This window comes from Ruoffia sp. FAM 26254 (assembly GCF_045528545.1).
GTDB lineage: Bacteria > Bacillota > Bacilli > Lactobacillales > Aerococcaceae > Ruoffia > Ruoffia halotolerans.
Window position 1 is genome coordinate 32,218 of the sequence record NZ_JBGQQY010000005.1, and the last position, 11,381, is coordinate 43,598.

Below are 11,381 nucleotides of genomic sequence, written 5' to 3' on the forward strand. Positions count from 1 at the left end.
GCTTAGGTTGGTTATATGGTTGGTTCTTTATTTTCATACGAAGAACATTCATGTACAAGTATTTAAATTATGTATCTGATAAAAAATCATTCAATATGGGACTATACATTCTTTATACTGTCCTATCATTTGCGCTTGTCATTGGAACAATCTACTTAGCGATTCAAATGCAAGAATGGATTCACCCGGTTTCAGTCCTTGTAGCCTACATCATTGACTACATTCTTTGGATGATCAAAAGTATGAGTCAAAGCAGAAAGGAGTGAGTTGTAAGAAAAAATGAAAAATCGAATCATAGATAAATTAACTATTCCGCAAATTGTAGTCTGTATATATTTGTCACTTATCCTAATTGGTGGGTTTTTGCTCATGTTACCAGTGTCTTCACAAGCAGGTAATTGGACGAATGGCGTTGATGCGATATTTACAGCTACATCTGCTATTTGTGTGACCGGTCAAGTCACTTTGAATACAGCAGAACATTGGAGTCCCTTTGGCCAAACCATTATTATTACCTTAATTCAAATTGGAGGGCTTGGATTCTTAACGATTTGGATGCTTTTTTTCACTATACTCGGTGCAAAAGTTAATCTTAAACAACGAAATCTAGTTCTAGAAACACTGAATTTATCTTCAAGTTATGGGATGCAAGATATCGTAAAAAGTATCGTGAAAGTGTCTTTAACTATTCAAGCACTGGGGGCTTTAGCGTTAAGTTTTGTTTTAATCCCAAGACTCGGGTTAAGTACCGGCTTTTTTTATTCAATCTTTCATAGTATTTCAGCCTTTAATAATGCAGGATTTGATTTATTTGGAGATAGTTTAATCGGCTTTCAAGATAACTCTTATATCCTTTTAATAATCGCGAGTTTAATATTTTCGGGTGGTTTAGGTTTTATTGTTTGGATGGATATTATCTCTTTTCCGAAGAATAAAAAACTGACTCGTTATTCTAAATTCACCCTAATTTTGACGGGGATTATTCTGACAATCAGTATAATATTTATTGGTTTATCAGAATGGCGCTATGGGACATTCAATCACCTTTCTCTTGGCGATCAATTAGCCAATATTATCTTCATGGCGGTCACCCCAAGAACAGCAGGGTACGCGAATGTTGATTACATGGACGTTTCTCATGCAGGTTTATTTATGACCTTCATATTAATGTTTATCGGTGGATCTTCTGGCTCAACCGCTGGGGGAGTGAAAGTGTCAACAATCGGGCTGGTTGTTATGTTTATGTACCGAATGTTTAAAGGGGAAGAAATTAATGTCTTCTCGAGACATATCTCTTATGACAACGTTAAACGCGCGTTCTTCATTATCTTCGTGGGTATCATTATGCTAATATCGAGTTCAATGATTCTCTTTATAACCGAAGAGATTCCGCATGGTTTTGGAATGGAGTATATCTTAATGGAAGTCATGTCGTGTTTTGGAACGGTTGGTTTGTCACTTGGTTTGACACCAGATTTAACAGTTATAGGCAAATTTGTCATGATGTTATTAATGTTTGTTGGACGTGTCGGATTAATGACTTTCTTTTGGTCATTAGGCGGACCAAAGAAAGAATCTAAAGTGCATTATCCAGAAATGAATATTATGGTAGGATAAAAGGAGAAATTATGAGAAGAAAAACAATTGCCGTGTTAGGCTTAGGTTTATTTGGAACATCACTAGCGCGTACTTTAACTAAAGAAAATATTGATGTTATTGGGATGGACAAAAATATGGATCATGTTGAAGAGATTATTGATGAAGTAGCTCAATGCCTTCAAGGTGATTTTACAAAGATTGATCAACTGAAAGATGCCGGTGTTGGTGACTGTGATATCGCAGTTGTTGCAACATCACAAAGATTAGAAGACACTATCCTAGCTATTCTCCATCTACAAAAATTAGGCATCGAAAAAATTATCGTCAAATCTAAAAATGCGGATTACCGAGATGTCTTACTAAAAGTTGGTGCGGACGGTGTCATATTACCAGAAGTAGAGATGGGTGTTCGAATTGCACGTGAATTAAGTAACCCAACGGTCCATGAATTAATTGGACTTGATAACCGTAACAATATCAGTATTTTCCCAGTAAAAGACAAGTGGATTGGTAAGAAAATAAGCCAAATGAATTTCCGTGAAAAATACGGTACGAATATTATCGCCATTCGCAAAGAAAATACGGAGCAGTTTCACGTGGAGTTCACTGGGGATTATATCATTCAAGAAAATGATGAATTTCTTGGGATTTCGACCGGTGATACTTTAAGACAACAGTTTCGTAATTAATACGAAATCTAGAGAGTGTTTACGTTTTCAATATACTGGATCTATGATATAATAAATAAAAGTGGTAGATAACTACTTTTTTTCCTAATCACTATTTATTCTTTAGAATCAAATGTTAAGTGAGAGGTAAAGTTGAGTGAATAATAGAGACTTGCATTTATTCCATATTAACTTTGAGTTTAATTAATTCATAGTATTAGAAAATATTGGAAAAGAGGGATTAGTATGTTTAACTATAATGTACGTGGAGAAAATATCGAGGTTACACAAGCAATTCGCGATTATGCAGAGAAAAAAGTTCAAAAATTAGAACGTTTCTTTACAGACGTTCCGGACGCAACTGCTTATGTAAATTTAAAAGTATATTCTGATAAAACTGCAAAAGCTGAAGTAACAATTCCATTACCATTCTTAGTTCTTCGTGCAGAAGAGACAAGTGAAGATTTATATAAAAGTATTGACTTTGTCGTGGATAAATTAGAACGACAAGTAAGAAAATACAAAACAAAAATTAACCGTAAGTCAAGAGAACGTGGTTTCGAAGGCTTATACCCAGATACATCTGCTCCAGCGGAGCCAGTTTCTGAAGACCCAGAATTAGAAATCGTTCGTTCTAAACGAGTAGATTTAAAACCAATGGACAGCGAAGAAGCAGTTCTACAAATGAACATGCTAGGTCATGACTTCTTTATTTATACAGATGCTGAAACAATGGAAATTTCAATTGTTTACCGTCGTAAAGATGGTCGTTACGGCTTAATAGAAACCTCATCACTCTAATGACAGCATTATAAAGATATTAAAAGGCAAGGGACAATGTGTCCTTTGCCTTTTTTGTTGATATATTTTAAGAAATTACAAAGAATTAAAAATTACTTTAAAGACAATGAGAAAAACCCCTGAAATTCTTGATAAGAGTGCTTATGAATGCTATTTGATATTTTCATTTTTCGATATTCATGTTAGAATAGGGAAGTGTGTTTAACTATTGGCCGATTCAGACTGAATCAAGGTCTTACATGACATAGATAATGAATAAAAGGAGCAGTATTGATGGCTAATTTTCTTAAAAATTTAATTGAAAATGATAAAGGCGAATTACGCAGAACAAGTAAAATCGCTGACGAAGTTATGGCTATGGAGCCTACTTACCGTGAAATGACTGATGAACAACTCCGTAACATGACTACTGAATTTAAAAACCGTCTCGCTAACAAAGAGACTTTAGAGGACATTTTACCTGAAGCATTCGCTGTTGTAAGAGAAGCAGCTCGTCGTGTACTTGGATTATTCCCATATAAAGTTCAAATCCAAGGTGGAATTATTCTCCATGAAGGTAATATTGCTGAGATGAAGACTGGTGAAGGTAAGACGTTAACTGAAACAATGCCAGTTTACTTAAACGCGTTAGCTGATAAAGGTGTTCACGTTGTAACAGTGAACGATTACTTAGCAACTCGTGACTCGAAAGAAATGGGAGAAGTGTACCGCTTCTTAGGCCTAACAGTTGGCTTGAACTTAAACTCAATGAACCCAAGTGAAAAACGTGAAGCTTATAACTCAGATATTACTTATAGTACAAATAACGAACTAGGCTTTGACTACTTACGTGATAATATGGTTGTTTACAAACACCAAATGGTTCAAAGACCACTTTATTACGCGATTGTCGATGAGGTTGACTCAATCTTAATTGATGAGGCAAGAACTCCTTTAATTATCTCTGGGCAAGCTGGTAAATCAACAGCTTTATATACGCGTGCCGATTACTTTGTTAAAGGGTTAAAAGAAGATGAAGATTATACAATTGATCTAACATCAAAATCAATCAACTTAACAGACGGCGGAGTGGATAAAGCAGAGAAAGTATTCCGTTTAGAAAACTTATATAACGTAGATAATACTGCACTTGTTCACCATATTGACCAAGCCTTACGTGCCAACTACATTATGTTAGTCGATATTGACTATGTAGTTGACGAAGGAAAAGTAAAAATCGTTGACGGCTTTACCGGACGTATCATGGAAGGACGTCGTTACTCAGATGGACTACACCAAGCGATTGAAGCGAAAGAAGGCGTAGACATTGAAGATGAGTCTAAGACTATGGCGACAGTAACGTTCCAAAACTACTTCCGTATGTACAACAAATTAGCTGGGATGACTGGTACAGCTAAGACGGAAGAAGATGAGTTCCGTGAAATTTATGCGATGAGTGTTATTCAAATCCCAACAAACCGTCCAGTGATTCGTGATGACGCAGCGGATCTATTATTCCCGAACCTACGCTCGAAATTTAACGCAGTAGCGGATGAAATTATTCGCCGTCACGAAAAAGGCCAACCAATTCTAGTTGGTACGGTTGCGGTAGAAACATCAGAATATTTATCACAACTTTTAACTAGAAAAGGTGTACCGCATGAAGTATTAAATGCGAAAAACCACTTCAAAGAAGCAGAAATTATTATGCAAGCTGGTCAACGCGGCGCAGTTACAATTGCAACCAACATGGCTGGTCGTGGTACCGATATTAAACTAGGTAGCGGAGTGAAGGAGTTAGGTGGTTTATGTGTAATCGGTACAGAACGTCATGAGTCACGTCGTATCGATGATCAATTACGTGGTCGTTCGGGTCGTCAAGGTGACCCAGGTGCATCACAATTCTACTTATCATTAGAAGATGATTTAATGCGTCGTTTCGGTTCAGACCGTATTAAAGGACTCTGGGAGAAATTAAACGAAGACGAAGATGAGAACGATGTAGCAATTCAAAGCCGCATGTTAACTCGTCAAGTTGAATCAGCTCAAAAACGTGTAGAAGGTAATAACTATGATACACGTAAAAATGTTCTTGAATATGACGAAGTTATGCGTGAACAACGTGAAGTTATCTATGGACAACGTCACGAAGTGATTGATGCAGGTGAACCATTAACAGATTATGTCAAAGCAATGATCAAACGTACCATAGAACGCCAAGTTGCTTATGCAACCGAAGGTGAGAAAAAAGATTGGAAATTAGAATCTTTACTAGACTTCGCACATTCAGCGATTGTAAATCCAGAAACTTTAGAGTTATCAGACTTACAAGGTAAAAATAAAAAGGAATTAGTAAACTTCTTATATGAAAAAGCTGAAGAAGTATATAGTGAAAAAATCTCTCAACTTAATGGACCAGAACAAATTGCTGAGTTTGAGAAAGTAATTATCTTACGTGTTGTTGACTCTAAATGGACAGATCATATTGATATGATGGATCATTTACGTCAAGGTGTAGGACTAAGAGCATATGCTCAAACGAATCCATTAACTGAATACCAAACAGAAGGATTTGACCGCTTTGAAGAAATGGTTGCCGCGATTGAATATGATGTCACTCGCTTTATTATGAAAGCTCAAGTAAGACAAAATGTTGAACGTGAGCAAGTGAATAAACCAGGTGGAACAAACTAATTTTTGAATAAGTTAGCCGGCAGGGGAATTATCACTGCCGGTTTTTCTTTTACGAAAGATTATTATGGTGCTATACTACAAAGGAATTTAATTAGATGGAGTGAATAGAACGATGGAACTTTATGAAATGACACAATTTGTCGAAATTGCTCAAGAAAAGATGGATAGCTTTAGGGGGTCTCTTTGACTTAGACGCATTAGAAGCGGATATTGCAGATTATGAATATCAAATGAGTCAACCAGATTTTTGGGATGATAATGAGGTAGCTCAAGAAGTCATCCAAGAGTTAAACAGTAGTAAAGAAACATACCAAACCATTAGCTCACTTGAAGACCAAGTTGAAGAGTTGACGATGGCACTTGAATTATATAATGAAACGAAAGATGAAGAGATGTATCAAGAAGCTGAGGAATTAACTGAAGCTCTTTCTAAAGCCATAGATAGTTATGAAATAATGCTACTACTCTCTGGTGAATATGATAAAAATGACGCTATTCTTGAAATTCATCCCGGTGCTGGAGGAACTGAGTCCCAGGATTGGGGAAGTATGCTCCTTCGTATGTACCAAAGATATGCAGATCATAAAGGTTTCAGCGTTGAAGTCTTAGATTATCAAGTTGGAGACGAAGCGGGTATAAAAAGTGTCGTCTTAGAGATTAAAGGACATAATGCTTATGGCTTACTTAAATCAGAAAAAGGAGTCCACCGTTTAGTTCGTATCTCGCCTTTTGATTCAAATGCACGTCGTCATACTTCTTTTGCTTCTATAGAGGTAATGCCTTTGATTGACCAATCAGTTGAAATAAATATCAATCCAGATGATATTCGAATTGATACATATCGTGCAAGTGGTGCCGGTGGACAACATGTTAACAAGACGGATTCTGCTGTACGTATTACTCATATTCCAACTGGAGTGGTGACTCAAAGTCAGGCTCAAAGATCACAACTTCAAAACCGTGAACAAGCGATGAAACTATTAAAGTCGAAACTGCACCAACTTGAAGTTGAACAAAAAGCAAAAGAACTAGCTGAAATTAAAGGGGATCAAAAAGAGATTGGCTGGGGCTCACAAATTAGATCATACGTCTTCCATCCCTACTCAATGGTTAAAGACCACCGTACAAATTATGAAGTTGGAAATACCGATAAAGTCATGGACGGGGATTTAGATGATTTTATTGATGCCTATCTAAAATGGTCCATTGAATAATCTAATAGTTAGCAGTTTGTTATCACTGTGATACATATTTCATATACAATGGGACAGAATATTTTGAAAGTGAGGATAAGGACATGATTCAATTAACAAACGTATCGAAACGATATGAGAATGGTGTTGTTGCATTGAACGACATTAATCTACGAATCGAACAAGGCGAGTTTGCCTACCTCGTTGGACCGAGTGGGTCCGGTAAATCGACATTAATGAAAATTCTTTACCGTGAAGAAATACAAACGCAAGGAAAAGTCGTCGTAGGAAAATATCACTTAAATAGATTAAAACCAAAAGATGTCCCTATGTTAAGAAGACAAGTCGGGGTCATCTTCCAAGACTTTAAACTCCTTCCATCCCTAACGGCGTATGAAAATGTCGCCTATGCGATGGAAGTAACAGGGAAAAGTCGTAAAGAAATTAAAAAGCGAGTTAAAGAAGTTATGGAACTCGTTGGGTTAAGAACAAAAGTAAACCAATATCCAAAAGAGTTATCAGGTGGGGAGCAACAGCGAGTATCGATTGCACGTGCGATTGTTAATCACCCACGTATTCTCGTTGCCGATGAGCCAACCGGAAACTTGGACCCTGAGAATGCAATTGAGATATTTAGATTACTCGAACGCATTAACCAGAATGGAACCACTGTTCTCATGGGAACACATAATGACCATTTGGTTAATGAATTTAAGCACCGCTTAATTCGTTTAGAAAAAGGCAATCTCGTTCGTGATGAGTATGAGGGGGAATATAATGAAAAGCATTAGAAATTTCTTCAGACAACTCCGTAATGGTTTCCGTAATTTATTTCGTAATGGTTGGATGACTGCTGCCTCTATCTTAACAATGACAGTCACACTCTTAATGGTGGGTGGATTAATTATGCTCTTGAGTAACGTTGATAATATAACTCAAGATATCGAAGAAGGCGTTCAAATTCGAGCTCACATCGACCTAGCTGCAGATGAACAAGATGAAGCGGACTTACACCAAGCCATCGAAGAGATAGAGTATGTGTCTGATATAACGTATCGAACAAGAGAAGAAGAACTAGAGGACTTAATCGACCGGGTCGGGGAAGAGTTTGCTCTATTTAGTGATGATGCGAACCCATTATTTAATGTGTTTGTTGTATCTGTTGAAGATACAGAATATTTAGACGCTGTCACAGAGCAAATTAGTGAATTACCTTACGCTGTGGATGTCACTTATGGTGAAATTGATACGCAAAACTTATTGAGCACCCTTGAAATTGTCAGAGTTGTGTTTGCATTAATTGCAGCCGTTCTCGTTGTAATTGCAGTAGCGCTAATATCGAATACAATCAAGTTAACCATCTACGCACGGCAAACTGAAATTGAAATTATGCGCTTAGTTGGGGCACAAAATAGCTATATCCGCGCACCATTTGCTTATGAAGGAGCCTTTATAGGTTTAATTAGTTCGATCTTTGCCAGTGTCTTACTTTACGGAGCTTATGAAGGGATGCAAAGTGCCACCGTTGAGATTACAGGAGTAGAAGTCATTGCCTTTACACCAACCACACCATTTATTTATTATGTTGCGGGTGGTTTAGTCATTATAGGAATTTTATTAGGTGTTATCGGAGCAAGGCGGTCGATTAAACGATTTTTAAAATTTTAAATAGTCATATGAAAACTCAAAGATTATTAAAGCAAGAGCTTACGTAACCTTTGAGTTTTTTTTAATGGATAAGGTACAATATATACACAGAATGAATATTAAAAGAATGTTATAATAAAAAATGATGTAGAGTTTCCTGTACAAAATGGTTTGATACTTTGATAAGATAGGAGACACGAGCATTATTATAGTATATAGGTATGAACTGGAGGATAATTATGAAACATATTCTAGTTGTTGATGATGAGATTGCAATCTTAACATTATTAGAATACAACTTAAAAGAAGCCGGATATACCGTTGACACCGCCAATAATGGTGAAAGTGGATATAAGATGATAAAGACGAATGAATACGACTTTATTATATTAGATGTGATGTTACCAGGAATGGATGGTATGGATATTTGCCGTCGGGTAAGACAAGAGGATATAGATACACCGATTCTGATGTTAACTGCTAAAGATGACGAGTACGATAAGGTAATCGGCTTAGAGCTTGGTGCAGATGATTATATGACTAAGCCATTTAGTCCTAGAGAAGTAACGGCAAGAATAAAAGCAATCTTGAGAAGAACTGAAGCAAAACATATGTCAGAAAAAGACAGTGAACAAGCTCATCAAGAAGCAGTTGATGCTGAGTTACGTGAATTAGAAGATAATTATAATGACTACGAAGAAGATCGTTACTTATTACAAGATGAATCAGATTCAGTGATTAAATTAGGTGATATTGAAATTTACGCTGATCGATATGAAGTTGTCGTTCACGGCGATAAAATTGAAGTGACACCTAAAGAATTTGAGTTATTAGTTTATATGGCTGTTCGTAAAGGTCGTATCTTAAGTCGTGAACAATTATTAAATAGTATTTGGCGCTTTGATTATGCGGGTGAGACACGAATTGTCGATGTTCATATTAGTCATTTACGAGAAAAAATCGAAAAGGATACGAAAAATCCTGAATATATCAAAACCGTGCGAGGATTTGGGTATAAATTCGTGGTGCCAAAAGAATGATTTTTAACCAGAGATTACATAAACGCAATTCCCGAATTATTTTAATTGTGTGCGTAGTAATTGGAATCAGTATCTCTGGGTATTTTGTGAGACAACTTATTCATCGTTCAATATTACAGCCTTTGGAGACACGAGCTGAGATTCAAGCAGAATTTCTAGAAGATTTAGGAGTGAATGCTGAGAACTTTTCAGAAGTCGAGTTAAAAATTGAACCATTCAAGCGTACAGATAGCGCAGAATCAATTGTACTGAAAGATGGCGAAGTTATTTGGAATGATTTTGCTGAAAGAACCCGACTACAAACGGTTCGACAACAGTTAAAAGACTTTCCAAAAGATAAAGTGTCGAGCAAGGTATATCTAAATGGTTATGTTGTTTACACGCCAATCGAAGCAAATGATGGGACGTATCAGTTAGTAAAGTACTATAACAAGTCGTTGTTTCAAGATCAGTTAGATGACTTTTATTTGTGGATGGCAGTCATTATTTTCCTAATCTTACTTCTAATATACTTGGTGTATAGACATATAATCAACTTTGTTACAAAACCAATCGAAGCCATCAATTTAGCGGTTGAACATGTAGAAGATGATCAGTACCAATTTGAATATATACGAGGTAATTTACCCGTTATCGATAATTTAGGTACAAATATTTCGACATTAAAACAAGAGTTAAAAACCAAACGTGGTGATTTAAATGCTAGTGAGCAACGACTATCCTTATTAATGGGACATTTAAACTTGGGTGTAGTTTTAATAAGTAATTCTGGAAAAATCGAATTAATTAATTCTGAAGCGATGCAATTATTAAATATAGATATACATACAACGCAAAGATCTTTCCAGGCAGTAATTAAGAGTTATGTACTGGTAGATATGATTAATGAAGCACTTAAGACGCATCAGCCATTAAGCAATCACATCGAACTATATATTCCGACGTCTAAATTTATAGATGTGAATATTATTCCTTACGGGAAATCACCTGATGAGATTGAATCGATTCTTGTCTTGTTGTATGACATTACACAAGTAAGACGCTTAGAAACAGTTCGAACAGAGTTTGTTGCGAATGCTTCACATGAGTTAAGAACACCAGTGACAGCAATCAAAGGTTTTGCTGAGACACTTTTAGATGGTGCTTTAAAGCAACCAGAGTTAGCGGAGAAATTTATTACAATCATTGCAAATGAAAGTAATCGGTTAGAGACGATTATTAGTGATATTTTAGAATTGTCTCGTGTTGAGAAGAAAAGTGAACCTATGGTTGTTAAGCCGTTTGAAGTTGTAGAGACCGTGAATAATCTAATTCAGTTCTTCTACAAACAGGCTGATAGGAAACATATTAGTATTTCAGTTGATGCTGAGAGACCTGTGATGATGAAGGCAGATCAACATCGTATTGAACAAATTTTTACAAATCTGATTGATAATGCCATTAATTATTCAGATGTCGATAGTGAGGTAAAAATTAATATTGAACAAGTTAATAATTCTGTACATTTTTCTGTTTCAGATAAAGGAATTGGAATTCCAAAAGCAGACCAAGAACGAATTTTTGAACGCTTCTATCGAGTAGATAAAGGGCGAAGTCGAAATTCAGGTGGAACCGGGCTTGGTTTATCAATTGTACGTAACTTAATTATGAACATGAACGGAACCATTCATGTTGAAAGTGAGGTGGGAATTGGTACCACATTCCATATCAAACTCCCTTTAGAATAATTTATTTCCCATTGAGTCAAGCTAAAAGTTATA

General features: G+C 36.2%; 10 protein-coding genes. All 10 read left to right on the forward strand.

Features of this window, described 5'->3' with window-relative positions:
* Nucleotides 1-50: 50 nt before the first annotated feature.
* The 10 genes from ACEN3Z_RS02405 to pnpS all read left to right on the forward strand — a co-directional run bounded on the left by ACEN3Z_RS02405 (nucleotide 51) and on the right by pnpS (nucleotide 11,348).
* Complete coding sequence (locus tag ACEN3Z_RS02405) at nucleotides 51-266, forward strand: hypothetical protein (RefSeq protein WP_407089447.1); 216 nt, start codon at nucleotides 51-53, stop codon at nucleotides 264-266.
* A gap of 13 nt (nucleotides 267-279) precedes the next feature.
* Nucleotides 280-1,617: a TrkH family potassium uptake protein gene (locus ACEN3Z_RS02410; protein WP_407089448.1), complete on the forward strand. Its 1,338-nt coding sequence runs from the start codon at nucleotides 280-282 to the stop codon at nucleotides 1,615-1,617.
* 11 nt (nucleotides 1,618-1,628) lie between these two features.
* On the forward strand, nucleotides 1,629-2,288 hold the full coding sequence (locus ACEN3Z_RS02415) for a potassium channel family protein (protein ID WP_407089449.1): 660 nt from the start codon (nucleotides 1,629-1,631) through the stop codon (nucleotides 2,286-2,288).
* A gap of 225 nt (nucleotides 2,289-2,513) precedes the next feature.
* On the forward strand, nucleotides 2,514-3,068 hold the full coding sequence (gene hpf, locus ACEN3Z_RS02420) for a ribosome hibernation-promoting factor, HPF/YfiA family (protein ID WP_407089450.1): 555 nt from the start codon (nucleotides 2,514-2,516) through the stop codon (nucleotides 3,066-3,068).
* A gap of 273 nt (nucleotides 3,069-3,341) precedes the next feature.
* Nucleotides 3,342-5,741: a preprotein translocase subunit SecA gene (gene secA, locus ACEN3Z_RS02425; RefSeq protein ID WP_407089451.1), complete on the forward strand. Its 2,400-nt coding sequence runs from the start codon at nucleotides 3,342-3,344 to the stop codon at nucleotides 5,739-5,741.
* A 112-nt stretch (nucleotides 5,742-5,853) separates the two neighbouring features.
* A protein-coding gene (gene prfB, locus ACEN3Z_RS02430; RefSeq protein WP_407089452.1) for a peptide chain release factor 2 occupies nucleotides 5,854-6,955 on the forward strand; the annotation gives its coding sequence in 2 pieces (ribosomal slippage) (nucleotides 5,854-5,925 and nucleotides 5,927-6,955; 1,101 coding nt in all).
* An 83-nt stretch (nucleotides 6,956-7,038) separates the two neighbouring features.
* Nucleotides 7,039-7,725: a cell division ATP-binding protein FtsE gene (gene ftsE, locus ACEN3Z_RS02435; protein ID WP_338490112.1), complete on the forward strand. Its 687-nt coding sequence runs from the start codon at nucleotides 7,039-7,041 to the stop codon at nucleotides 7,723-7,725.
* The gene (ftsX, locus tag ACEN3Z_RS02440) at nucleotides 7,712-8,602 is read left to right on the forward strand and encodes a permease-like cell division protein FtsX (protein ID WP_407089453.1); all 891 of its coding nucleotides are present in this window, start codon (nucleotides 7,712-7,714) and stop codon (nucleotides 8,600-8,602) included. The genes ftsE and ftsX overlap by 14 nt, the downstream gene beginning before the upstream one ends.
* Before the next feature lie 218 nt (nucleotides 8,603-8,820).
* Nucleotides 8,821-9,621 carry a response regulator transcription factor gene (locus tag ACEN3Z_RS02445; RefSeq protein WP_231606915.1) on the forward strand — a complete coding sequence of 267 codons (801 nt, stop codon included), beginning with the start codon at nucleotides 8,821-8,823 and terminating at the stop codon, nucleotides 9,619-9,621.
* An 86-nt stretch (nucleotides 9,622-9,707) separates the two neighbouring features.
* On the forward strand, nucleotides 9,708-11,348 hold the full coding sequence (pnpS, locus tag ACEN3Z_RS02450; RefSeq protein WP_407089454.1) for a two-component system histidine kinase PnpS: 1,641 nt from the start codon (nucleotides 9,708-9,710) through the stop codon (nucleotides 11,346-11,348).
* Nucleotides 11,349-11,381: the final 33 nt, after the last annotated feature.